Raw genomic sequence first — 25,543 nt, 5'->3', positions numbered from 1 at the left:
CTACTCCACCCAGACTCTTGTAAGGAGGCCCTGTGATCGACGGGCAACCGCTCGCCTGCTTCCAGCCCTTCATCGACACCGCCACCGGGCGTATCGCCGGGGTCGAAGCCCTGGGCCGCCTGCGCCAGGACAATGGCCAACTGGCGTCCGTGGGGCCGCTGTTCGCCGATCCTCGAACCCCCTCCAGCGCCCTGCGCCGCCTTGACCGGCTGATCCGCGACGACGCCCTGCGGCGCCTGCACGAGGCACCCGCGGACTGGTTCCTGAGCCTGAACATTTCCCCCCGATGGATCAGCCGCCTGCGCCCCGGGCAGCCCTTGCCCAGCCTCAAGCAATTGCAGCAGAACCGCGTAGACCCGCGGCGCATCGTGTTCGAGATCACTGAACTGGGGGGCAACAGCCAACGCCTCAGCGAAGTGGTGGCGCGCTACCGCCAGGCCGGGGCACGGATCGCCATCGACGACTTCGGCGCCGGCTACTCGCAACTGGACCGGGTGCTGGCCCTGCAACCGGACATCCTCAAGCTCGACATGCGCCTGTTCCAGGCCGCGGCCCGGGGTGGCCCCAGCAGCGACGTGGTCAAGGCCCTGGCGCAGATGGCGGAGAAGACCGGCTGCTGGATCATCGCCGAAGGTGTGGAAACCGAAGCCGAACTGGATTTCGCCCTGGAGTGCGGCTCGCGCTATGTACAGGGCTTCCTGTTTGCCCAGGCCGAGCAACAGTTTTACCCCAGCGATGCCTTCGTCCAGCCCTTCGCCCGCCTGCGCGAGCGCTACGTGCGGCACAAGCTGGCCGAACGCAACCGGCTGATGCGCATGCGCCTGCAACTGGCCGAACTGATGAACCTGCTGCAGGCCTGGGCCCAGGCCCAGGCGCCCATCAGCCAACTGCCCCGGGTCGAGGCCTTTCCCTGGCTACTGCGTTTCTATCAGTGCGACCGCCATGGCACCCAACTGACCCCGAACCTGGAATGGCGCCACAACAGCTGGCAGGCCGACAGCAGCTACGTTGGCCACAACTGGTCCTGGCGCCCGTACTTCTATCACCTGCTGGCCGAAGGCTGGGAGGAGCGACGCCTGACCCTGTCCAACACCTACCGCGACGCCACCAGCAACCAGTATTGCCTGACCGCCGGGCAGTTTTTCGACAACGGCCAGCGCCTGCTACTGATCGACATCGACGCGGCCGGCCTGTAACCCCGTCCCGTTTGCCGGCGAACGCAGCGACACGATGGATGCACGAACTGCGGGCCCTTTCGCCGGTAAGCCGGCTCCTACAGGTGGGCCGCAGGCCAGGTCATTTCCGTGCAGGAGCTGGCTTGCCAGCGAAAGCGTCGACACAAGCGCAGACCATGCGCCTCTTGCGGCCACGCCCGAGAAACCGGAAGCTCTGCCCTTCAGTTTTTTTCGGAGAGACCCGCCTTGGATTGGCAGACCCTGCTCAACCGCGAACGCCTCGGAAAGCCAGTGCACAGCCCGGAAGAACTCGGCCGTAGCCCTTTCCACAAAGACCACGACCGCATCATCTTCTCCGGTGCCTTCCGCCGCCTGGGGCGCAAGACCCAGGTGCACCCGGTGTCCAGCAACGACCATATCCACACCCGCCTGACCCACTCCCTGGAAGTCAGCTGTGTAGGTCGTTCCCTGGGCATGCGCGTCGGCGAGACCCTGCGCAGCGCCCTGCCCGATTGGTGTGAGCCCAGCGACCTGGGGATGGTGGTGCAATCGGCCTGCCTGGCCCACGACATCGGCAACCCGCCCTTCGGCCACTCCGGGGAAGACGCCATCCGCCACTGGTTCCAGCAAGCCGCCGGGCGGGGCTGGCTGGATGCGATGAGCGAGGCCGAACGCCAGGACTTCCTCAACTTCGAAGGCAACGCCCAGGGCTTCCGGGTGCTCACCCAGCTCGAATACCACCAGTTCGATGGCGGCACCCGGCTCACCTACGCCACCCTCGGCACCTACCTCAAGTACCCCTGGACCGCGCGCCATGCCGACTCCCTGGGCTACAAGAAGCACAAGTTCGGCTGCTACCAGAGCGAGCTGGCGCTGCTGGAACAGATCGCCCACAAGCTGGGCCTGCCCCAGCTGGAAGACCAGCGCTGGGCCCGGCACCCGCTGGTGTACCTGATGGAAGCGGCGGACGACATCTGCTATGCCCTGATCGACCTTGAGGACGGCCTGGAGATGGACCTGCTGGAGTACGCCGAAGTCGAGGCGCTGCTACTCGGCCTGGTGGGCGACGACCTGCCGGAAACCTATCGCCAGCTGGGCCCCAGCGATTCGCGCCGGCGACGCCTGGCGATCCTGCGGGGCAAGGCCATCGAGCACCTGACCAACGCCGCCGCCCGGGCCTTTGTCGAACAGCAGGACGCCCTGCTGGCCGGCACCCTGCACGGCGACCTGGTGGAGCACATGCATGGTCCGGCCAAGCGTTGCGTACTCAATGCCAAGGATGTGGCGCGACGCAAGATCTTCCAGGACAAGCGCAAGACCCTGCACGAGATCGGCGCCTACACCACCCTGGAGATCCTGCTGAACTCCTTCTGCGGCGCGGCGCTGGAACAGCACGGCGGCAAGACCCCCTCGTTCAAGAACCGGCGGATCCTCGATCTGCTGGGCAATAACGCGCCGGACCCGAACTGGCCGTTGCATACCTCGTTCCTGCGCATGATCGATTTTATCGCCGGCATGACCGACAGCTATGCCAGTGAGATGGCCCGGGAAATGACCGGGCGCTCCAGCCCGCAATAACCGTCATTCATCAAGTGCCCGGCCACTGTGCCAGGCACTTGATATGACCTGCGACATCCAATCTGCAACTAAGGGGATCCCCTAGCCAGAGTATCGCTATATAGTTTTCTATACGTCGATAATTTCACCGGCGACACCACCAGAAACTATGGGTGCAGTGCAGAATTCTTACCACCAAGACATCTAAGGAGATCCCCTAGCAACAACAGCCCGATTAGACAAGAACAACAATAGAGCAACTACTCAAACAGAAAGAGCAAGTAGCCGAAAACACTTGGCGCTCGCAAGTTGATATACGAACTGACGATTACAGAATTAAACATCCAGTTAGCCATTCAACCAAACATCCTACCTTTGAATAATTCACCCGAGCGCCACACCCCTTGCCAATCAGGGCTGACAAGCAAATTTCATTAGCCTTCTATGTATTTACAATTTACGTACAAATAGCCTTTTGGGTTTCGGATAGTCTCGATTTCACAGGCTATTCCCCCCCGCTGACCACCCCCGGAAAAATTAATTTTGCACTGCGCTGTAACGTTTCCACTGCAACTCACTCAACCCTTTTGTCATACCTGAATTTGCACTAACCCATCCGGCACTTACTCAGGAACTGTCACTTCCGAGCACTTGAGCACTGAACCTCAGATATAGATATCGAAGGTATTTAGCGTTCACAGGGCAGAACTAAAAGCGACGCCACTAGTTGAGCCTCATACCCGGCTTTCCGAGTGCCTGTCACTTCGTCTTATTACAGTAAGGATGCCAAGTGCCCTATTCATTACGCACTGACCGCTCCCTTCTCCCCCACACCAGCACTTGGTGCCTGGGACTGCTGCTGGGCCTGACGTACCTGACGCCGGCCCTGGCCGATAACCTGCAACCGGGCCAGGAAGCCCTGCGCCTGCAGCAACAACAGCAACGGGACCTGCAACAACTGCAACTGGAACAGCGCCAGCGGCAGATGCAGCGCGGCAGTTTCAGCAGCACCCCGGCGGCCCCCAGCCAACCTGCGCAGACTGCCAGCGACGAGCGCTGCTGGCCCCTGAGCGGCACCCGCATCGGCGGCGTCAGCCTGTTCGACAAGGCCCGGCTCAATGACTACATCAAGCCGTATGTCGCGCCGTGCATGGGGGCCAACCAGATCAACCAGCTGCTGGCGGCCATCACTCGCCTCTATGTAGAGGCCGGCTACATCGCCAGCCGCCCTTACCTGGCCAGCACTCCGGCGGCCGGGCACAGCCTGGATATCCTGGTAGAGGAAGGCTACGTCGAAGCCATCGAACTGGCCGACCAGAGCCTGCCGGTGTCCCTGCGCGGCGCTTTCCCGGGCATGCTCGGCAAGCCCCTGTACCTGCGGGACCTGGAGCAGGGCCTGGATCAACTGAACCGCCTGCGCTCCCTGGACCTGACCGCCGACATCGCCCCCGGCAGCCAGCCCGGGGCCTCGCGGATCATCCTGCGCTCGCGCAGCAGCGCCGCACGCTGGGGCCTGGGCCTGGGGGTGGACAACCTGGGCAGCGCCGGCACCGGGCGTGACCGGCAGTCGATCAACCTCAACCTCGACAGCCCGTTGCAGATCAACGATGCGCTGAACCTGAACTACAGCGACACCCTCAACCACGGCCCGCGCTACAGCCGCAGCAGCAGCCTGTTCTACTCGGTGCCCTACGGCTACTGGACCTACAGCCTGTTCGCCAGCCATGCCGAATACCGCGCGCCGCTCAAGCTGCCCCGCACCACCTTGTACAACAGCGGGCGTACCGACATGGTCAGCGGCCGCGCCGACCGGGTGCTGTGGCGCGACCAGAGCCACCAGCTCAGCGCCAACCTGCAACTGGCCTACAAGGACGTGGACAGCTACCTGCAGAAGGCCCACCTGCAGATCCAGAGCCCGACCCTGACCGTGGCCGAAGCCGGGCTCAACCTGTTCTGGCTCGACAGCGCAGTGTGGAACCTGGATGTCAATTACGCCCAGGGCCTGACCTGGTTCGGCGCCGACCGCGACTCGCAGCAGGTACAGCGCAACCTGCCCCAGGCGCAGTTCCGCAAGTACCGCGCCGGCCTCAGCCAGTGGCGCAACGGCCAGTTGGGCACCCAGCGCTGGCAGTGGCAGAGCCAGCTCTCGGCGCAGTACAGCCCGGACCCGCTGCCGGCCATCGAACAACTGCTGGGCACCGACGATTCGGCGGTGCGCGGCTATCGCATCAACAGTGCTTCCGGCGCCATTGGCGCGGTATGGCGCAACACCCTGCGCCTGCCGCTCGACAACGACCTGCCGGTCAAGATCACCCCGCGCCTGGGCCTGGACAACGGCTGGATCAAGGCCGAGCACGGCGCCCGGAGCCGGCAGCTGAGCGGTGCCAGCTTGGGGCTCAACCTGAGCTGGAAAAAACTCCAGGTCGACCTGGACTACCAACGCAGCCTCAACACCCCAGAAGGTTTCCGAACGGAGCCGGAAGTCTGGCTGGCCAGGTTCAGCCTGCAGATTTGACCCGACCGCCGATTAGCCTGAATCAACCGACGAACCTGAGCATCACGCGCCGTTGCCCCCTTAGAAAGCAACGCCCGGCTCACCCCACTCAGAACGAGGTTCTCATGCCTGACAACACTCACAGGTTCCACCTTTCGCCCCAGGGCACATTGCGCTGGACCATCGCCGGCCTGCTGCTGGTCTCCCATCTGCCCCTGGCCCTGGCCGGCGGGATCACCGTGGCCGAGGGGCCCGGCGGCATCCCCCAACTGCAAAACCAGGGTGGCGTACCCATCGTCAACATCGTCGCGCCCAATGCCGGCGGCCTGTCCCACAACCAGTTCCTGGACTACAACGTCGGGCAACAGGGCGTGGTACTGAACAACGCCTTGCAGGCCGGGCAGTCGCAACTGGCCGGGCAACTGGCGGCCAACCAGCAGTTCCACGGCCAGGCGGCCAGCGTGATCCTCAACGAGGTGATCAGCCGCAATGCCTCGCAACTCAATGGTGCCCAGGAGATCTTCGGCCGCGCCGCCGATTTCGTGCTGGCCAACCCCAATGGCATCTCGGTCAATGGCGGCAGCTTCATCAACACCCCCAATGCCAGCCTGGTGGTGGGCCGCCCGGAACTCCAGGACGGCAAGCTGCAAGGGCTCAACACCCAGGATGCCCACGGCCAGTTGGCTATCCAGGGCGGTGGCCTGCGCAACGCCGAGGGTTCGATCAATCTGATCGCCCCGCGCATCGACAGCCAGGGTGCCCTCAAGGCCCGGGACCAGTTGAATGTCACTGTCGGTCGCAACCAGCTGGACTACCCCAGCGGCCAGGTGCGTAACGTCGACCCGGCAAGCCGCACCCAGGAGCAGCGCATCGACGCCAGCCTGTTCGGTGCCATGCAGGCCGGGCGGATCAATATCGTCAGCACCGCCGAAGGTGCCGGGGTGCGTGTCGGCGCCGTCCAGGTGGACGGCCGCGACGGGGTCAAGCTGAGTTCCGCCGGTGACCTGGACATCCGTGGCCAGGCCGTGGACAACAGCCTCGACGCGATCCGTGCCGGGGTCAGCAGCCAGGGCGACATCGAGCTGCACGGAGCCAAGGACCTGACCCTGGCCGCCACCGATGTCAGTGGCCGCAACGTCAAGCTCGACGCCGGGCGCAACCTGACCCTGAGCAGCATCGAAAGCCGCAAGCTCCAGGAAAAACGCCAGCAATGGGAAAACAGCACCATCGGCATCACCTGGGAAACCTACGACAGTACCCACACCGACAGCGACAGCCGCCAGCACGGTAACAAGGTCGTCGCCCGGCAGGATGCCGAGCTGAATTCCGGCGCCAGCACCCAGATCCAGGGCAGCAGCGTCGAGGCCGGCAATCGCCTGAGCGCCCAAAGCGGCGGCGACCTGCGCCTGACCGCTGCCACCGAGACCCACACCCAGCGTGACCAGGGCCGGCATCGCAAGCACCTGTGGAAGGAAAACTGGGACAACGCCAGCAGCGAGCAGCGCACCGTCACCAGCCAGCTCAAGAGCGGCAAGCAGCTGGAACTGACCAGCCAGCAGACACTGCAACTGCAGGGCGCCGAGCTGCACAGCCAGGGCGACATCCTGCTGAGCGCCAAGGACGTCGACATCACCAGCGCCAGCCGCCAGCAGAGCCAGAGCAACCAGCGCTACTCCGGCGACCTGGTGGGCGGTGGCTTCTTCGGCAAGAACGCCGACGGCGACCAGGGCAAGACCCAGAACCAGGGCAGCAAGGTCAACGCCGACGGCAAGCTGATCGTGCGCGCCGACAGCGTACGCATCAGCGGCAGCCAGGCCCGCGGCGGCACCGAGGCCAGCGTCATCAGTGACAAGGGCGCGCTGACCATCGACGGCGTGCGGGACACGTCCCACAGCAACAACCACAGCAAGGACAGCAAGTTCTTCGGCATTGCCAAGGACGAGAGCCGCCAGCAGAACAAGGGCAGCACCACGGTCGGCAGCCAGTTGCGCTCGGACAGCAACCTCAAGTTGCAGAGCGCCGAGGACCTGACCGTCAGCGGCTCCCAGGTCGCCGCAGCAGGGGCACTGGACGCCAGCGCCAAGGGCACGATCAAGGTCGCGGCCGCCGAAGACACCCAGCACGACAGCAGCAGCACCCAGAAGCGCGGCTTCGACGCCTACGCCAAGGAAAATGCACCGGGCACCGGCCAATACCGGGCCGGGGTGCGCTACCAGGATCAGCAGCGCAACGACAGCAGCGACAGCACCCGGCAACAGGCCTCCAGCCTCACCGGCGGCACCCTGGCGGTCACTGCCGGCGAAGATCTCAAGGTGCAAGGCAGCGACCTTGCGGCCACGGCCGGCGATGCCAGCCTGAGCGGCAAGCATGTGCAGTTGCTGGCCGCGGACAACACAACCGAGAAGCACAGCGACAGCACCACCACCGGCGGCGGCTTCTATTACACCGGCGGCCTGGACCGGGCCGGCAACGGCGTGGAAGTGGCGCACAACAGCAGCCAGGACAGCAGCAGCAAGAGCACCGCGCAAACCAGCAACATCGGCGCCAGCGGCAACCTGACCATCAACGCCGGCAACCGCCTGACCACCGAAGGGGCCCAGGTCAAGGCTGGCGGTACCTTGCAGGTCAACGCCGGCGAGGTGGTGAACAAGGCCGCCCGCAACAGCGAAACCAGCCACCACCAGGACAACAACTGGGCAGTGGATGTCGGCGCCAACGTCGAATACAAGGGCGTCACACGGCCGATCGAGAAGGCCATCCAGGGCGTGGCCCAACGCAAGTTCCATCAACCGGGAGTACTCGATGCCCTGGAACAGCCCAACGTCGGGCTGGACGTGGACGTCAGCCACCAGAACCGCCAGCTGGACAGCAGCAGCGGCACCGCGGTGGTCAGCCAGTTGAGCGGTGGCCAGGTCGAGGTCAAGGTCAAAGGCCAACTGCAGGACCAGGGCACCCAGTACCGTGCCACTGATGGCGCGGTGAAAATCAGCGCCGACAGCCTGCTGGCCAGCGCCGCCAGCAACAGCACCAGCAGCAGCGAACAGGCCCTGGATGCCAAGGCCGGCGTGCGGGTCTACACCAATACCGGCGAGGACCTGAACATTCGCGGCAGCGGCGCCGGTGGCAGCAGTACCGTCACCAGCAGCAAGGACCAGGCCCAGGTCGGCAGCTACAACGCCAGCCAGGGCGTGGACATCCAGCTGGCCGGCGACGGGCGCTTCGAAGGCAGCCAGTTCAACGGCGGCCAGGGTGGCGTGACGCTCAAGAGCGGCGGTGAACTGGCGCTGAACCAGGCCAATGACCGCCAGAGCAGCAGCAACTCCAGCCTGCGTGGCGACGCCTCGCTGACCCTGGGCACCACCCCGGGCAGCAACGGCAGCAACCTCAACCTGGGTGCCGGTGTCCAGTTGGACCACAAGAGCCTGGAGCAGCAGGACAACCAGGCGCGGGTTGCCAGCATCCAGGGCCAGGGCCCGGTGCAGCTCGACAGCGGCGCCAACCTGACGCTGCAAGGCACGCAGATCGGCAACGCGGCACGGCCTACCGGCGATATCCGCCTGGACGCTGGCGGCAAGCTGGACCTGCAAGCCGCCGTGGACACCCACACCAGCCAGGGCAGCAACCTGGGTGGCGGGCTCACCGCCGGTGCCAGTAAAACCAGCAGCGAGCAAAGCAGAGGCAAGAGCGTCAACCTCAGCGCCAACTTCAACATTGGCCGGGTCTCTGAAAACGACCAGAGCCAGCGCGGCGCGCAACTCTACAGCCAGGGCCAGGTCCTGCTGGGCAGCGCCGCCACCGGCGGCGACGCGATTCACTTGCAGGGCACCCGGATCGATGCCGGCAAGGTCGTCCTGGATGCGGCCCAGGGCGGCATCTTCCAGGAGTCGGCGCACTCTACCCAGGCCCATGACAACTGGGGCCTGACCCTGGGCGCCGGTGGCAGCATGGGCAAGACCACCCTGGCCGATGCCAGCGAGCACGACTCGCCGAAAATCGACCGCGGGATCAACGCCCGGGCCAAGATCGACGTCGACCAACGCCAGAGCACCACCCAGCACAACAGCCTGATCAAGGCCGACCAGGTGATCCTCAACAGCGCCGGCAACCTGCATCTGGCCGGGGCCAACATCGACGCGCAACGGGTCGACGGGGCCATCGGTGGCCGCCTCGACATCGAAAGCCGCCAGGACCGCCTGCGCAGCACCCAGGTCAATATCGACGCCAAGCTGGAGGTGGCGAAGAACCAGCCCGGGCTGGTGGACAAGCTGGCCAAGCCGGCCGGCCCACTCAAGGACGACCTGAAGGCCAAGGCCGAGAAAGGCTTCGACAAGCACCGCGAAAAACTGGAGAACGCCGTGGACAAGGGCGTCGACAAACTCGGCTCGGCCAAGGACAGCGTGGTCGCCCAGGCCAGCAACGCCAAGGAGCGCCTGGGCGAGAAGCTCAGCCGCAGCGGCAGCTACGACGTCAACCCCGAGCCCCGTGGCGCCTTTGGCAACGGTGTGGACAAGGCCAAGAGCTACCTGGCCGACAAGGCCGACGCCGTGGGCAATGGCTTCTCCAGCCTCAAGGAACGCTTCTGGCCGAAAACCAGCGACAGCTACTCGGTCAGCGAGAAGAACACCACCGGCAGCAAGGTGGCCAACACCGCTGAAGGCGTACTGTTCGGCGACAAGAGCGGCAACACCTCCTACACCCCGACCTTGAACCTGGGCTTCAGCCATGCTGGCAAGGACAGTGTGGAGCAGGCCTCGGGCATCCGTGGCCAGCAAGGGGTGAACCTGCGGGTCAGCGGCGAAACCACGCTCACCGGTGCACGCATCGGTGCCAGCGAGGGTCGGGTCGACCTGGGGGGCTCCAAGGTCACCAGCAACGCCCTGGCCGGCTCGGACTACCGCGTCGACGCCGGGCTCAACCTGTCCAAGTCACCGGTCAACCTGGCCCTGGGCGCCGGTAGCGAGCTGACCCGCAAACAGGACGAGGCCACCAGCAAGGACCAGGTGTTCAACCTCGGCCCGCTGCGTGTCGGCGGCCACAGCAACAGCCAGCTGCTGCAAGCCGGTATCGATCAGAAAACGCCATGAGGCCATGGCCGCCCTCCTTCCTGGGAGGGCGGCCTGGGTGCCCCACCCTGTTGAACTTCCATTAGATGCCACCCGCCTGTAATCCCTCCCCTTATTCTGTGTAAGGCGCTTCCTAGATTGCGTCTAACCGCACTTTCGCCACTTTTCCCCTCCACCAGCTGGGCTAACGTTCGGGCTTTCCATTGGTCGGCTGGAGGCCTGTATGGGCTCGGTACTAATCATTGATGATCATCCCGTGGTGCGCATGGCCATTCGCATCCTGCTGGAGCACGAGGGGTATTCGATCGTTGGTGAAACCGATAACGGCGTCGATGCACTGCAAATGGTCCGTGATTGCGAACCGGACCTGGTCATCCTCGATATCTGCATTCCCAAGCTGGACGGGCTGGAGCTGCTGGAGCGCCTCGGCAACATGCCGAAGCCCTCGCGGATCCTGGTCCTGACCGCCCAGTCCGCTGCCCTGTTCGCCAACCGCTGCATGCGCGCCGGGGCTTGCGGCTACGTCTGCAAACAAGAGGACATGAGCGAGCTGCTCAGCGCCATCAAGGCGATCTGCAGCGGCTACAACTACTTCCCCAGCCAGGCCCTGCAGGTTGACCGCATCACTTTTGGCTCGCCACTGGAGTTGGCGCAGTTCAACTCACTCAATGACCGGGAATTGATGGTCCTGCAGCTTTTCGCCATGGGCCAGACCAACAAGGAAATTGCCGCCGGCATGTTTCTCAGCAACAAGACCGTCAGCACCTACAAGAAACGCATCATGCAGAAACTGGCGACCACCTCGATGAGTGAACTGGTGGACATGGCCAAGCGTAACGCATTGATATGAACCGCCAGCCAGCCTCTTCCCCGATGCGCCGGGTACCCTGGCCATGACCCCGGCCCTGCTGCCGATGGGCGTCGCTGCCCTGCTGTTGCTGTCGATTGCTGCCGGGCTGGGCCTGGCCTGCCTGTACCGGCAACTGCGCCAACACCGGCAACAGGTCCAGGCGCTGCAACAGACGGTGGCAACCCTGGGCACCAGCCTGCAGCAGGCCGAGCGGGCCAACCGCCTGAAAGGCCAGTTCCTCGGCCACCTTGGCCATGAGATCCGCACACCACTGAACGCCTTCATCGGCCTTCTGGAGCTGGTGCTGCAACGCACCGAGGACGGCTCAGCCAACCGTGGTTCCCTGGAGCTGGCCCTGGGTGCCGCCAGTGACCTGCGGGAGCTGCTCGGCGACCTGCTGGACATCAGCCGGATCGAGTCCGGGCAACTGCAACTGAACCCGGCCTGGACCTGCCTGAGCCACAGCGCCGAGGCAGTGCTGGGGGTGTTCCAGGCCCTGGCCCGGCAGAAGAACCTGGACCTGAGCCTGGAATTCCAGGCCCCGCCCCCCGAACCCCAGGTACTGGTAGATGGCCTGCGTTTCAAGCAGATCCTGACCAATCTGTTGAGCAATGCCCTCAAGTTCACCCGACAGGGCAAGGTGCAGGTCAAGCTGCAATTGCTGCCGGCGGCGCGCCCCGGGCACTTCGACCTGCTGCTGCGGGTGCTGGATACCGGCATCGGCATTCCCCCACAGGAGCGCCAGCGCCTGTTGCAGCCCTTCGCCCAGGTGGAACCGACCAGCCAGTCGCCACGGGACAGCAGTGGCCTCGGCCTACCCATCAGCCATCAGCTGTGCCTGCAGATGGGGGGCAGCCTGAGCCTGCACGGCCGCACGGGCCCCGGATGCGAAGTGCAGGTCAGGCTGACCTTGCCCGGCCGCACGGCCGTCGCCCCCAGGCCCGTCGCCGCCACGCCGGCTGCTGCCCAACTGCCGCTGGATGTACTGCTGGCAGACGATCACCCTGCCAGCCTGACCTTGCTGCAAGGGCAACTGGAGCACCTCGGGCACCGGGTCACCTGCGCCGGGAACGGGTTGCAGGCCTATCAGCTATGGCGCGAGGGCGACTTCGACCTGCTGATCGTCGACTGCAACATGCCCTTGATGAATGGCTACCAACTGGCCGAGGCCATACGCCGCAGCGAAGGCTCCGGACCGGCGGTCAACCTGATCGGCTGCAGCGCCAGCAACGACCCGCAGACGCATCAGCGTGGCCTGGATGCCGGCATGCACGATTGCCTGTGCAAGCCCTTGGGGCTGGAGTTGCTGGGCTCACGCCTGGCGACGCTGCACCCCCGGCCAAGGCCTGACAGTTTCAGCATCGAGGCCTTGTTCACCCTGACCCATGGCAAGCCGCAGCTTGTCCGGAGCATGCTGGAAAAACTGTCGCAGTGTTGCCGTGAGGATCGCCACCTGCTGGGGAGGATCCCGCCCGACGATTTCACCGCCCTGCTGGAGCTGGCCCACAAGATCAGGGGCTCGGCGCTGATGGTCCGGGCCACCCCCTTGCAGAACTGCTGTGAAGACCTGGAGCGGGCTTGCCTGGAACGGGCCGGGGCTACCGTCATCAGCACCGCTGTGCGCGCCCTGGACCTGGCCCTGATACGCCTTGCCCAATCCCTGCACCGACACCTCGAAGGCCAGGCTCAATCGCAACCTGTGCTGCCCCGCGAAGCAACCCGGCCTGCCTCTTGCCAGGAAAATAGCAAAAGGCCAGTATTGCCTCGCCGTCAGCCACACCCATGAAACCCGTAGCGACGGTTTCCTCGACACCCTCGGCCCCCGGTAAAGCCAAGGCAGGCAATGCCAGCCTTAACTATGCTTGGGTCCTGAGCCATGCCTCGTGTGCCTTTGGAGTGAATTGGAATGCTGAGCACCCCTGCCTTAGCACAACGCCGCTTTCCTCTGCATATCCATATCAGTGCAATGTTCACCTTGCTGTTGCTCCTGACGGGTGTGGTGCTGGGCCTCTACAACTACCAGCAGACCACGCGGCTGATCCTCGACAGCAGTGAAAAGCTTTTCCAGCGCATCGAGCTGGATGTACGCAGCGACGTCAAGGCCACCTACGATCCCATGCGCCATCTGCTCAGCCTGCTGGCGGGCTCGCCGGCGGCCCAGGCGGCGAACCTGGAAGACCGGCTGACCCTGCTGCGGCCTTTCAGCCAGGCCCTGCTGGACAACCCGGACCTGGCTTCGCTGTACCTGGGCTACGCCAATGGCGATTTTTTCATGGTGCGGCCACTGCGCAATCCGCAGATCCGCGAAAGGCGCCAGGCCCCGCAGAACAGCGCCTACGAGGTGTGGAGCATCGAACGCGACTCCCGCACCGGCCAAGTCCATTCCCAATCGCTGTTCTATGACCCCGCGCTGGTATTGATCGACCGCCTGGAGCACCCCGACGAGCGCTACGACCCACGTAACCGCGACTGGTTCTCCAGCGCCCGGGGCGACGCCGACCAGATCACTACCCGCCCCTATGTGTTCTTTTCCACCCAGAACGTCGGCACCACCCTGGCCCGGCACAGCGGCAAGATGGCCGTGATCGCCGCCGACCTGACCCTGGAACAGCTGTCCTCGACCCTGGCCAAGCACCGCGTCACACCCTCCACCGAGGTTGCCCTGCTGGATGACCAGGGCAACGTCGTGGCCTACCCGGACAGCCAGAAGCTGCTGCCGGAACAACGCAGTGCGCGGCTGGTCAAGGCGAACGACCTGAGCCCGGCGCTCGCTGCCCTGATGCGTGGCCAGACCGAAGGCGGCCATCTGCAGGCCCAGGGGCGCAGCTGGATTGTCGCCAGCGGCCATATCGCCGAGGGTGGCCCCGGCGGCTTGCAGCTGGCACTGCTGGTGCCCGAGGACGAACTTCTGGCCGACGCCTATCGCCTGCGCTGGCAAGGCGCGCTGATCACCCTCACCACCCTGCTGCTGTGCCTACCCCTTGGTTGGCTGATCTCCCGGGTCCTGGTACGGCCGCTACACGCCCTGGTGCAGGAGGCCGACGCGATCCGCAGTTTCGATTTCGACTATCCGGTTTCCCGGCGTTCACCGGTGCTGGAGGTTGATCAACTGAGCATCTCGATGGCGCGGATGAAAGACACCCTGGCGAGCTTTTTCGAGATCAACGCCAGCCTGTCCGCCGAAACCCGTTTCGACCCGCTGCTGCAACGGGTGCTGTTCGAGACCGTAAAGATCGCCCAGGCCCAGGCCGGCCTGATCTACCTCTGTGAAAGCAAGGGCACGCGCCTGGAGCCCCATGGGCTGATCATCGATGGCCAGCCCCAGGACATGACGCAGTTCCCCATCGGCTCCCGGGAACTGGCGGACAGCCGGACTCCCGAGTGGCTGAGCCAACTGACCCACAACGACAGCGTGGTCACCACCCTGGGATTCGATCAGGCCGCGGACCTGCAGAGCGTGTTGCTGGCCCTCGACAGCCCCAGTGCGCACCTGGTGGGCATCCGCCTGCGCAACCGGCACAACGAAACCATAGGCATGCTCCTGCTGTTCCTGGTGGACAGCGGCGCCGAGGCCGACCTGGACAAACTCAGCCCGGACCGCATCGCCTTTATCCAGGCCGTGTCCGCCACCGCCGCCCTGTGCATCGAGAGCCAGCGCCTGCAGAACAAGCAGAAACAGTTGCTGGATGCCTTTATCCAGTTGCTGGCCGGGGCCATCGACGCCAAGAGCCCCTACACCGGCGGCCACTGCCAGCGGGTACCGGCCTTGACCCTGATGCTAGCCGAGGCGGCCGCCGCCAGCCAGGACCCGCGATTCGCTGCCTACCAGCCCGGCGAGGACGAGTGGGAAGCCTTGCACATCGCCGCCTGGCTGCACGACTGCGGCAAGGTCACCACCCCGGAATACGTGGTGGACAAAGCCACCAAGCTGGAAACCCTGAACAACCGCATCCACGAAATCCGCACCCGCTTCGAGGTGCTCAAGCGCGACGCCTGGATCGACTACTGGCGCGCCCTGGCCCTGGGCGGCGACGAACAGCCTCTTGCCGCCGAGCGCGAGGCCCGGCTGCTGGCCCTGGACGATGACTTCGCCTTTGTCGCCCGCTGCAACATGGGCACCGAATTCATGGCCGAGGCCGATCAGCAGCGCCTGCAGCGCATCGCCCAACGCACCTGGAGCCGAACCCTGGACGATCGCCTGGGGGTTTCCTGGGAGGAGAACCAGCGCCAGGAACGCACCCCGGCGCCGAGCCTGCCGGTGCTGGAACCGCTACTGGCGGACAAGCCCGAACACCTGCTGGAGCGCAGCGCCACGGAAGTCATGGCGGCGGACAACCCCTGGGGCTTCAAACTGCAGGTGCCCAGCCACAAGTACAACCGTGGTGAGCTGTACAACCTGAGCATTGCCCGGGGCACGCTGACGGCCGAAGAACGCTATGTGATCAACCACCATATCGTGCAGACCATCATCATGCTCGAGCACCTGCCCTTCCCCAGCCACTTGCAGAACGTGGCGGAGATCGCCGGCGGCCACCACGAGAAGATGGACGGCACCGGCTACCCCAAGCAGCTCAAGCGCGAACAGATGAGCCTGCCCGCGCGGATGATGGCCATCGCCGACATCTTCGAGGCCCTGACGGCGGCAGACCGCCCCTACAAAAGGGGCAAGACCCTGAGCGAGGCGCTGAACATCATGGCCATGATGTGCCGCGATGCCCATATCGATCCCGAGCTGTTCGAGCTGTTCATCCAGCAGCGGATCTACCAGCGCTACGCGGAGCGTTTCCTGACGCCGCAACAGGTCGACCCGGTGGACCAGGATTCACTGCTCAAGAAGGCGGGCTTGAGCACCTGAGGGCTTCAGCAGTCGCTCAGGCGCAGAAAGATCGCCGCCAGTTGCTCGATTCCCGCCTGGTCGGCAATACCGAAGCGCGCCAGCTTCGGGCTGTCCAGGTCGAGCACACCGATCAACCGGCCGTCCTTGACCAGCGGCACCACCAGCTCGCTGTTGGAGGCGCTGTCACAGGCAATGTGCCCGGCAAAGGCGTGCACATCTTCCACCCGCAGGGTCTGCAGAGTCGCCGCCGCGGTACCGCAGACGCCACGGCCAAACGGAATCCGCACGCAGGCGATCTGCCCCTGGAACGGCCCGAGCACCAGCTCCTGGTTGCGGTTGAGGTAGAACCCCGCCCAGTTCAGGTCCTCCAGCTGGCTATAGAGGAAGGCTGAGAACTGCGCGGCGTTGGCGATGAAATCACGCTCATCGGCCAGCAGCGACTCCAACTGCGCGCACAGCAGCCCGTAACCGTCCAGGCCTTGGCCGGCGCTTTGCAAATCGATCATGCTTTTTGCTCCAACAACTGCAGGCCCACCCAATAGCGGGCAAATTGATAGGCACAACGGCCATTGCGGTTGCCCCGGCCGGTGGCCCAGCGTACCGCGAGGATGTCCAGTTCTTCGTCACGCTGCCAGTCGAGGCCGGCCTTGCGCGCCAGTTCGCCGATCCAGTGCTCCACCACGTTGAGGAAGTGCTCCTGGGTGAAGGGATAGAACGACAGCCACAGGCCGAAACGGTCCGACAGGGCGATCTTGTCTTCCACGGCTTCACTGGGATGCAGCTCGCCGTCGACGCGCTTCCAGTTCTCGTTGTCGCTTTCCTTTTCCGGCACCAGGTGCCGGCGGTTCGAGGTGGCGTACAGCAGCACGTTCTCCGGGGCCTGCTCCAGGGAGCCGTCGAGCACGCTCTTGAGCACCCGGTAATCGCCCTCGCCGGCCTCGAACGACAGGTCATCGCAGAACAGCACGAAACGCTGGGGCAGCTTGACCAGCTGTTCCACCACCCGCGGCAGGTCCGCCAGGTGGTCACGCTCGATCTCGATCAGCCGCAGGCCGCCCTTGGCGTGCTCGGCCAGCAGGGCCCGTACCAGGGAAGACTTGCCAGTACCACGCGAACCCCAGAGCAGGGCATGGTTGGCTGGCAGGCCGTCAAGGAACTGCTGGGTGTTGCGCGCCAGTTGCTCACGCTGCTTGTCGACCCCGATCAGGTCGCTCAGGCGCATGTCCAGGCTGACTTCCAGCGGCAGCAGGAAACCGCTGCGCCCTTCACGCTGCCAGCGGGCCGCCAGGCACTGATTCCAGTCGATGGGCTGGCGCAGGGTGGGCAACAAGGGTTCAATCCGCGCCAGAACCGCATCGGCACGTTCAAGAAATGCATTCAATCGAGCATCCACGACTTTTCCTCAGGCACGTTCAAGGTAATGATGCGGCACACAGAGCAAACGCAATCCCGATCAAGGGGTCTATCGCTTTATCAGCTGCTGCCCGGCCAGCCCGGCAACCAAAAATGATCAGCTATGCTTGCGCAGCGAAGGGAAACGAAAGTGGTTCAACCCCCCATGGATATCAAGTTCACCAACCGCCTGTCCTATAAACAGGCCCGGCTCACCGTGCTGGTGGGTTTCATTCTGGGGACCGCGCTCAGTCTGCTGCAAATCGGCATCGATTATGCCAGCGAAGACGCCTCCATCAATCGTGAAATCCAATCGCTGCTGGAAATCAGCCACAATCCGGCCTCGCGCATCGCCTACAACATCGACGCCGAGCTGGCCCAGGAATTGACCCTGGGCCTGCTGCGCTCCCCGGCGATCATTCGCGCGCAATTGATCGACAACAACAATACCCTGCTGGCCAACGTCGAACGGCCACCGCAACAGAGCCGCTATCGGGCCATCAGCGACTTCCTGTTCGGCGCCGATCGCCAGTTCGAGGATCGCCTGTATCTGAGCCACCTGCCGGAGGAGTCCCTCGGCACCCTGCACCTGGATGTGGATACCTACGCCTTCGGCAGCCGTTTCCTGCGGCGTGCCGAAGTCACCCTGATCAACGGGTTCGCCCGCAGCCTGATCCTCACCGGGATTCTCCTGGCGCTGTTCTACGTGATGCTGACCAAGCCCCTGGTGCGGGTGATCCGCGAGCTCAGCAGCCGCGACCCGCGCAGCCCGAAACAGGCCAAGCTGGACTTTCCCCATGGCCACGAGAACGACGAGGTCGGGGTGCTGGTCAAGGTGGCCAACCAGCAGTTCGACATCATGGCCACCGAGATCCAGCAGCGGCGCAACGCCGAGAACCGCCTGACCGAATACCTCGGGCAACTGGAGAACATCGTCTCGGCCCGCACCACCGAACTCAAGGCCAGCAATGCCCGGCTCAGCCAGTCCAACGAGGAACTGGAGATCGCCCGGCGCACTGCCCTGGACATGGCCCAGGCCCGGGCGGCGTTTCTGGCCAACATGAGCCACGAGATTCGCACCCCGCTCAATGGCCTGCTGGGGATGATCGCACTGTCCCTGGACAGCCCGCTGAACCCCGAGCAGCGCCAGCAGCTGTCGATTGCCCATGACTCCGGCAAGGTGCTGGTGGAATTGCTCAACGATATTCTCGACATGTCCAAGTTCGACGCCGGGCAACTGGAGCTGGAGCGCATTCCCTTCGATCTCGGGGTACTGGTGGAGGACACCGCCAACCTGCTGTCGCAAAACGCCGCGGCCAGCGTGGAGCTGGCCTGCCTGATCGCCCCGGACTTCCCCGCCCTGGTACTGGGGGACCCGACCCGAGTGCGGCAGATCGTCAGCAACCTGCTGTCCAACGCCCTCAAGTTCACCCGTTTCGGCCGCGTCGATGTGCGCCTGAGCACCCTGGGCGACGGGGTGCGCATCGAGATCTGCGACACCGGCATCGGCATCGCCCAGGAAGCCCAGGTGCGCATCTTCCAGCCCTATACCCAGGCCGGCGCCGGCATCACTCGCCAATACGGCGGCACCGGCCTGGGCCTGGCCCTGACCTACAACCTCTGCGAAGCCATGGACGGCCGCCTGAGCATCAGTTCGGAAGTCGGCTTCGGCAGCCAGTTCTGCGCCGACCTGCCGCTGCCCTGTCACACTCCGGCCGCCCCGCCGCCGGCGCTGGCCGGGAAGATCATCGCCATCACCGAGGCCGGCAGCGGCCTCGCCGAGCTGCTGGCCAGCCTGCTGCCCAGTTGGGGCCTGAGCTATCAGCGCTGTGATATCGAGGATTCCCTGGCCGGCCTCGACCCCGACCTGCTGATCACCGACTGCCCGGAATGCCTGTTCGGCCTGCGCCCGGCGATCCGCGCGCCAATCCTGCTGGTGACCGCCTATGGCAGCTTCCTGCCCAGCGAAGAGGCCAACGCCCTGGCACCGCTGCAACAGCAGGCCCGGCCCCTGGCGCGCAATGCGTTGTATCAGACCCTGCGACGCTCGTTGCTGGGGGAAACCATCACCCTCAACGACGCCCAGCTGGAAATGCCGGTGCAACGGCGCCGGGCGGACATTCTGCTGGTGGAGGACAACCCGGTGAACCAACTGGTGGCCAAGGGCATGCTGAGCAAGCTCGGCTGCGCGGTGACCGTGGCCGCCCATGGCGCCGAAGCCCTCAACCAGTTGGAGCTGCATCGTTTCGATCTGGTGCTGATGGACTGCAACATGCCGGTCATGGATGGCTACGAAGCCAGCCGGCAGATCCGGCGCAGCGGGCGCTGGCCGGATCTGCCGATCATCGCCCTGACTGCCAACGCCATGCCCGAGGAGCGTGAACGCTGCCGCGCCGCCGGCATGAGCGACTACCTGGCCAAACCGTTTCGTCGCGAAGAATTGATCGCCCTGCTCGACCTCTGGGTGCCGACTACGACAAAGCTTTGATCTGCTGCAGCAGTTGATCCAGGCCCTCGCGCAGCTGATCGAGGTTGTCCAGATCGATCCCGCTGTCGCACAGCAGCGCCGCCTTCAGCGGCGGCACCTGCTCACGCAGCGCCAGGCCGCGCTCGCTCAAGCTCAAGTGCACCTCGCGCTCGTCGCGCCCGGACCGCTGGCGCTGCACCAGTTGCAACTGCTCCAGACGCTTGAGCAACGGGGTCAGGGTCCCGGAATCCAGGGCCAGGCGCTCGCCCAGGGCCTTGACCGTCGGCAGGGACGGAGGCGTTGCCTGCCATTCCCACAGCACCAGCATCACCAGGTACTGCGGGTAGGTCAGGCCCAGGCGGTCGAGCATCGGCTTGTAGCCACGGACCACCGCCCGCGAGGCGGCGTACAGCTTGAAGCACAGCTGGGAATCGAGTTTCAGTGAATCCACGGACAGGTCGTTCATTTGAGCAGGGCTTCGATCTCGCGGCTCAGGTCCTGGGGTTTGGTTGCCGGAGCGAAACGCTTGACCAGCTTGCCGTCCTGGCCGATCAGGAACTTGGTGAAGTTCCACTTGATGCCTTGGGAGCCGAGCACGCCGGGGGCGCGCTTTTTCAACTGCGCGAACAGTGGATGGGCCCCGGCGCCATTGACCTCGACCTTCTTGAACAGCGGGAAACTCACACCGTAGTTGAGCTCGCAGAACTCGGAGATCGCCCCTTCGTTGCCTGGTTCCTGCTTGCCGAACTGGTTGCAGGGAAAGCCCAATACCACCAGCCCCTGGTCCTTGTAGGTCTGCCACAGCTCTTCGAGCCCCTTGTATTGCGGGGTGAAGCCGCACTTGCTGGCAGTGTTGACCACCAGCACGGCCTTGCCGGCGAAGTCCGCCAGGGTCTTTTGTTCACCCTTGATGGTGGTGCAGGGAATGGTCAGCAGTGAGTCGGTCATGACGGCAACTCCATGTGTGGAAGTAAGAGGCAGCAAAATAGCGCTCAATTAAATTGCATGCAATTTAATTGAAAAAAGGCGATTCCGAAGAATCGCCAACCGGTCAGCGCGGCACCAGGTCCAGGCACACCGAGTTGATGCAGTAACGCAGGCCGGTGGGCGGCGGGCCGTCCGGGAACACGTGGCCCAAGTGCGCGTCGCACTTGGCGCAGACCACTTCGGTACGGATCATGCCGTGGCTCATGTCACGGATCTCCACCATGGCGCTGTCGGCAATGGGCTCGTAGAAACTCGGCCAGCCACACCCGGAATCGAACTTGGCCTTGGAATCGAACAGCGGCTCATTGCAGCAGATGCAGTGATAGACCCCATCGGTCTTGGTGCCGTTGTACTTGCCCGAGAAGGGCCGTTCGGTGCCCTTGAGCCGGCAGACGTTGTACTGCTCCGGGTCGAGCATCGACCGCCATTCTTCCAGGGTTTTTTCCAGCTTTTCCATGGTCCTTCCTCTGCAACGGAAAAAGCCCGATCTGTGTCTTTTCCACGGATCGGGCGGCACGTATGATTGCGCCTCGTCAGACGCCAGTCTGGCAGCCGCGTTACACCCATTCAAACGGATTTTGCCGCAGCCGGTGCGGGTTACAGGCCGGTGTGACACGGCAGGATTCCCAGTACGGTAGTTCATCCTCCGCCTGGATCGTTCATTTTCGGGAACACATCGCCATGCAGGTCAGCAAATCGAACAAGCTCGCCAACGTCTGTTATGACATTCGCGGCCCAGTGCTCAAGCACGCCAAACGTCTGGAAGAGGAAGGCCACCGCATCCTCAAGCTGAATATCGGCAACCCGGCGCCCTTTGGTTTCGAAGCGCCGGACGAAATTCTCCAGGACGTGATCCGCAACCTGCCCACTGCCCAGGGCTACAGCGACTCCAAGGGCCTGTTCAGTGCCCGCAAGGCGGTGATGCAGTACTACCAGCAGAAGCAGGTGGAAGGCATCGGTATCGAAGACATCTACCTGGGCAACGGTGTTTCCGAGCTGATCGTGATGGCCATGCAGGCCCTGCTCAACAACGGCGACGAAGTGCTGGTGCCGGCCCCCGACTACCCGCTGTGGACCGCCGCGGTGAGCCTGGCCGGCGGCAACCCGGTGCACTACCTGTGCGACGAGCAGGCCAACTGGTGGCCGGACCTGGCCGACATCAAGGCCAAGATCACCCCGAACACCAAGGCCCTGGTGATCATCAACCCGAACAACCCCACCGGCGCCGTCTACCCCAGGGAAGTGCTGCTGGGCATGCTGGAGCTGGCCCGCCAGCACAACCTGGTGGTGTTCTCGGACGAGATCTACGACAAGATCCTCTACGATGACGCCGTGCACATCTGCACCGCCTCGCTGGCCCCGGACCTGCTGTGCCTGACCTTCAACGGCCTGTCCAAGTCCTATCGGGTAGCCGGTTTCCGTTCCGGCTGGGTGGCCATTTCCGGTCCCAAGCAGCACGCCCAGAGCTACATCGAAGGCATCGACATGCTGGCCAACATGCGCCTGTGCGCCAACGTGCCCAGCCAGCACGCCATCCAGACCGCACTGGGCGGCTACCAGAGCATCAACGACCTGGTGCTGCCCCCGGGCCGCCTGCTGGAACAGCGCAACCGCACCTGGGAACTGCTCAACGACATTCCCGGGGTCAGTTGCGTCAAGCCCATGGGCGCGCTGTATGCCTTCCCGCGGATCGACCCGAAGATCTGCCCGATCCACAACGACGAGAAGTTCGTCCTCGACCTGCTGCTCTCGGAAAAGCTCCTGGTGGTGCAAGGCACGGCCTTCAACTGGCCATGGCCGGATCACTTCCGCGTCGTGACCCTGCCGCGGGTGGATGACCTGGAGCAGGCCATTGGTCGGATCGGCAGCTTCCTCAAGTCCTACCGCCAGTAACGGAAAAATCGCAGTGCGATCCTTCTCTGGTCGCACTGCGATTAATTCAGCAACACATCTTCACTGCCCTGCTCCACTCCCCTTCTATAAGCTTGCACTTTCCGTCCTGCCCACTGTCACACGTCTGCACCGCAGCCGGGTGGCGGCCGCCCTGGCGTTGGCTCATGGCGTTGAACTACAAGCGTCTAGACCCGGCCTGTGCGACACAGTTTGAAATAGAAGCCGTATTGAATAGGCGGTTGCCGCACCTTATATACCCCGCAGTACGCTACATCTTTAGCTTGAGGAGATTTCTACAACCATGATGCGAATCCTGCTGTTTTTGGCCACTAACCTTGCGGTCGTGCTGATTGCCAGCATCACCCTGAGCCTTTTCGGCTTCAACGGGTTCATGGCGGCCAATGGGGTTGATCTGAACCTCAATCAGCTGCTGATTTTCTGTGCGGTCTTCGGTTTTGCCGGTTCGCTGTTCTCGCTGTTCATCTCCAAGTGGATGGCGAAGATGAGCACCAGCACGCAGATCATCACCCAACCTCGCACCCGCCATGAGCAATGGTTGCTGCAGACCGTCGAGCAACTGTCCCGCGAAGCGGGCATCAAGATGCCCGAAGTGGGTATTTTCCCAGCCTATGAGGCCAACGCCTTTGCCACCGGCTGGAACAAGAATGATGCGCTGGTAGCCGTCAGCCAGGGCCTTCTGGAACGTTTTTCGCCCGATGAAGTGAAAGCCGTGCTGGCCCACGAGATCGGCCACGTCGCCAACGGTGACATGGTGACCCTGGCACTGATCCAGGGTGTGGTGAACACTTTCGTGATGTTCTTCGCACGGATCATCGGCAACTTCGTCGACAAGGTGATCTTCAAGAACGAAGAAGGCCAGGGCATCGCCTACTACGTGGCGACCATCTTCGCCGAACTGGTTCTGGGTATCCTGGCCAGCGCCATCGTCATGTGGTTCTCGCGCAAACGCGAATACCGCGCCGACGAAGCCGGCGCCCGCCTGGCCGGCACCAACGCGATGATCGGCGCGCTGCAGCGCCTGCGTTCGGAACAGGGCCTGCCGGTGCACATGCCCGACACCCTGAATGCCTTCGGCATCAACGGTGGCATCAAGCAGGGCCTGGCTCGCATGTTCATGAGCCACCCTCCGCTGGAAGAGCGTATCGAGGCCCTGCGTCGTCGCGGCTGATCCACTGCAAGGCAATACCCAAAAGGGCGACGCAAGTCGCCCTTTTGCTTGGCCGCCAAAAACCTATCTCGCGGCACCCTGCTTGCTCAGGCGATAGACCCTCTCCACCAGCCGGGTCACGCCACCCTGGAGAAACTTCCAGCTCTCGCCAAGAATGTCGCGCTCCGTTTCTACCTGCAGTTGCCAGACACCCCCCAGACGTTGCCGGACCTCATCGTCGAGCACCGCAAATGGCGGGCCGTCCAACTGCTCCTGGGCGTAATCCATGGTGATCAGCAGCCCCTTGCTGCCATTCGGCAACAGGCCATTGAGGTGAGCGGCATAGCGCTGTCGCATGGGCGAGGGCAAGGCAATCATGGCTGCGCGGTCATACAGGGCCGTGCAATCAGCGGTGTCCTCGGCGGTCAGGGCAAAGAAATCACCGCACCAGAGCTCAATGGGCCCGTGGGCGTAGACCTTGAACACCCCGTGCTGGCTGATCTGCGGCTGCAACTGGTGCTCACGAAAGAAATCCTCCACCGCCTTTTCCGCCAGTTCGATGCCCAGCACCTCGAACCCTTGGTCGGCAAGCCAGATCAGGTCCAGGCTCTTGCCGCACAAGGGCACCAGCACGCGGCTTTGCGCCGCCAGGCCCAAGGCCGGCCAGTACTGCTGCAGGTAAGGGTTGACCTCTGCCAGGTGAAAGCCGATCTGATCGCGCTCCCAGCGCTTTTGCCAAAAGTCCGCTTGCATGAGAAGTCCTTAAAATTCGATCAAAAAGCGCTAAAACTTATATTAGATTTAGATCATTGATCTGATTGAAGATGGCGCATCTTAACCTTCAGGAGCCTCTTCATGCTTCCCAGCCTGTTCATCTCCCACGGCTCTCCCATGCTGGCGCTGGAACCCGGCGCCAGCGGCCCGGCCCTGGCTCGCCTGGCAGCCGAGCTGCCCCGGCCCAGGGCGATCCTGGTGGTCTCGGCCCACTGGGAAAGCTCCGATCTGCGAGTCAGTTGCAACCCGCACCCGGAAACCTGGCACGACTTTGGCGGCTTCCCCGCCGCGCTGTTTGCCGTGCAATACCCGGCCCCGGGCGATCCGGAACTGGCAGCCCAGGTAGTGGAGCTGCTCCAGGCCGAAGGCCTGCCCGCCCAACTGGACAGCCAGCGCCCCTTCGACCACGGCACCTGGGTACCGCTGTCGCTGATGTACCCGCAGGCGGACATCCCGGTGGTCCAGCTGTCGCTGCCCAGCCGCCTGGGCCCGGCCCTGCAGACCCGTATCGGCCATGCCCTCGCGGGCCTGCGGGAACAGGGCGTGTTGCTGATCGGCTCCGGCAGCATCACCCACAACCTGCGGGACCTGGACTGGCACGCTGGCCCGGAAAGCGTCGAACCCTGGGCCAAGGCCTTTCGCGACTGGATGATCGACAAGCTGGCGGCCGATGACCAGGCGGCCCTTCATGACTACCGCCAGCAGGCACCGAATGCCGTGCGCAGCCACCCCAGTGATGAACACCTGCTGCCGCTGTATTTCGCCCGGGGCGCCGGTGGCAAATTCAGCGTGGCCCACCAGGGCTTCACCCTGGGCGCCCTGGGCATGGACATCTACCGATTTGGCTGATGGCCGCCAGCTCCAAGGCAAATGACAGGCAAAAAAA

General features: G+C 64.0%; 17 protein-coding genes. 11 read left to right on the top strand and 6 right to left on the bottom strand.

Going from position 1 to position 25,543, the window contains the following annotated elements:
• The first annotated feature begins 32 nt into the window (after positions 1 to 32).
• The 7 genes from ACUXVH_RS21350 (at position 33) to ACUXVH_RS21320 (ending at position 15,994) form a co-directional block, all read left to right on the top strand.
• Positions 33 to 1,196: an EAL domain-containing protein gene (locus ACUXVH_RS21350; RefSeq protein WP_053153063.1), complete on the top strand. Its 1,164-nt coding sequence runs from the start codon at positions 33 to 35 to the stop codon at positions 1,194 to 1,196.
• Positions 1,197 to 1,421: 225 nt separating this feature from the next.
• Positions 1,422 to 2,753, top strand: coding sequence for a deoxyguanosinetriphosphate triphosphohydrolase (locus ACUXVH_RS21345; protein ID WP_047288195.1), 1,332 nt, complete (start codon positions 1,422 to 1,424; stop codon positions 2,751 to 2,753).
• Between the two features lie 769 nt (positions 2,754 to 3,522).
• Positions 3,523 to 5,247 carry a ShlB/FhaC/HecB family hemolysin secretion/activation protein gene (locus ACUXVH_RS21340; RefSeq protein WP_011062511.1) on the top strand — a complete coding sequence of 575 codons (1,725 nt, stop codon included), beginning with the start codon at positions 3,523 to 3,525 and terminating at the stop codon, positions 5,245 to 5,247.
• 104 nt (positions 5,248 to 5,351) lie between these two features.
• On the top strand, positions 5,352 to 10,310 hold the full coding sequence (locus tag ACUXVH_RS21335) for a hemagglutinin repeat-containing protein (protein ID WP_445495832.1): 4,959 nt from the start codon (positions 5,352 to 5,354) through the stop codon (positions 10,308 to 10,310).
• Between the two features lie 202 nt (positions 10,311 to 10,512).
• On the top strand, positions 10,513 to 11,139 hold the full coding sequence (locus tag ACUXVH_RS21330) for a response regulator transcription factor (protein WP_123431289.1): 627 nt from the start codon (positions 10,513 to 10,515) through the stop codon (positions 11,137 to 11,139).
• 43 nt (positions 11,140 to 11,182) lie between these two features.
• Positions 11,183 to 12,925, top strand: a complete 1,743-nt coding sequence (locus ACUXVH_RS21325) for a response regulator (protein WP_445495830.1) — start codon at positions 11,183 to 11,185, stop codon at positions 12,923 to 12,925.
• A gap of 120 nt (positions 12,926 to 13,045) precedes the next feature.
• Entirely contained in the window at positions 13,046 to 15,994 is a 2,949-nt protein-coding gene (locus ACUXVH_RS21320) for an HD domain-containing phosphohydrolase (protein WP_019092870.1), read from the top strand.
• Between the two features lie 5 nt (positions 15,995 to 15,999).
• Here ACUXVH_RS21320 and ACUXVH_RS21315 read toward each other — a convergent pair whose 3' ends face one another.
• Both ACUXVH_RS21315 and ACUXVH_RS21310 read right to left on the bottom strand, forming a co-directional pair.
• Positions 16,000 to 16,482: a GAF domain-containing protein gene (locus tag ACUXVH_RS21315; RefSeq protein WP_445495827.1), complete on the bottom strand. Its 483-nt coding sequence runs from the start codon at positions 16,480 to 16,482 to the stop codon at positions 16,000 to 16,002.
• Positions 16,479 to 17,369 carry an ATP-binding protein gene (locus tag ACUXVH_RS21310; protein ID WP_019092871.1) on the bottom strand — a complete coding sequence of 297 codons (891 nt, stop codon included), beginning with the start codon at positions 17,367 to 17,369 and terminating at the stop codon, positions 16,479 to 16,481. The genes ACUXVH_RS21315 and ACUXVH_RS21310 overlap by 4 nt, the downstream gene beginning before the upstream one ends.
• Positions 17,370 to 17,534: 165 nt before the next feature.
• Here ACUXVH_RS21310 and ACUXVH_RS21305 point away from each other — a divergent pair, with 165 nt between their 5' ends.
• Positions 17,535 to 19,856, top strand: coding sequence for a hybrid sensor histidine kinase/response regulator (locus ACUXVH_RS21305; RefSeq protein WP_011062517.1), 2,322 nt, complete (start codon positions 17,535 to 17,537; stop codon positions 19,854 to 19,856).
• Here ACUXVH_RS21305 and ACUXVH_RS21300 read toward each other — a convergent pair.
• The 3 genes from ACUXVH_RS21300 to msrB form a co-directional block, all read right to left on the bottom strand.
• Complete coding sequence (locus tag ACUXVH_RS21300) at positions 19,840 to 20,301, bottom strand: MarR family winged helix-turn-helix transcriptional regulator (protein ID WP_011062518.1); 462 nt, start codon at positions 20,299 to 20,301, stop codon at positions 19,840 to 19,842. The two genes, ACUXVH_RS21305 and ACUXVH_RS21300, sit on opposite strands and share 17 nt — an antisense overlap.
• On the bottom strand, positions 20,298 to 20,783 hold the full coding sequence (locus ACUXVH_RS21295; protein ID WP_011062519.1) for a glutathione peroxidase: 486 nt from the start codon (positions 20,781 to 20,783) through the stop codon (positions 20,298 to 20,300). Before ACUXVH_RS21295 ends, ACUXVH_RS21300 begins: the two co-directional genes overlap by 4 nt.
• 103 nt (positions 20,784 to 20,886) lie before the next feature.
• The gene (gene msrB / locus ACUXVH_RS21290; protein WP_011062520.1) at positions 20,887 to 21,279 is read right to left on the bottom strand and encodes a peptide-methionine (R)-S-oxide reductase MsrB; all 393 of its coding nucleotides are present in this window, start codon (positions 21,277 to 21,279) and stop codon (positions 20,887 to 20,889) included.
• A 224-nt stretch (positions 21,280 to 21,503) separates the two neighbouring features.
• On the opposite strand from msrB, the gene ACUXVH_RS21285 reads away from it, so the two are divergent.
• Both ACUXVH_RS21285 and htpX read left to right on the top strand, forming a co-directional pair.
• Entirely contained in the window at positions 21,504 to 22,715 is a 1,212-nt protein-coding gene (locus tag ACUXVH_RS21285) for a pyridoxal phosphate-dependent aminotransferase (protein ID WP_011062521.1), read from the top strand.
• A 301-nt stretch (positions 22,716 to 23,016) separates the two neighbouring features.
• Entirely contained in the window at positions 23,017 to 23,904 is an 888-nt protein-coding gene (gene htpX, locus ACUXVH_RS21280) for a protease HtpX (RefSeq protein ID WP_015636531.1), read from the top strand.
• 63 nt (positions 23,905 to 23,967) lie between these two features.
• On the opposite strand, the gene ACUXVH_RS21275 is transcribed toward htpX, so the two are convergent.
• A complete protein-coding gene (locus ACUXVH_RS21275) occupies positions 23,968 to 24,636 on the bottom strand; it encodes a thiopurine S-methyltransferase (RefSeq protein WP_011062523.1) in 669 nt (222 codons plus the stop codon).
• Positions 24,637 to 24,738: 102 nt separating this feature from the next.
• Between ACUXVH_RS21275 and ACUXVH_RS21270 the strand changes: the two genes are divergently transcribed.
• A complete protein-coding gene (locus tag ACUXVH_RS21270) occupies positions 24,739 to 25,506 on the top strand; it encodes a DODA-type extradiol aromatic ring-opening family dioxygenase (protein WP_019092872.1) in 768 nt (255 codons plus the stop codon).
• Positions 25,507 to 25,543 lie beyond the last annotated feature (37 nt).

Source organism: Pseudomonas sp. 8(2025) (assembly GCF_052665325.1).
This window is presented reverse-complemented; position numbering and strand designations above follow the sequence as displayed.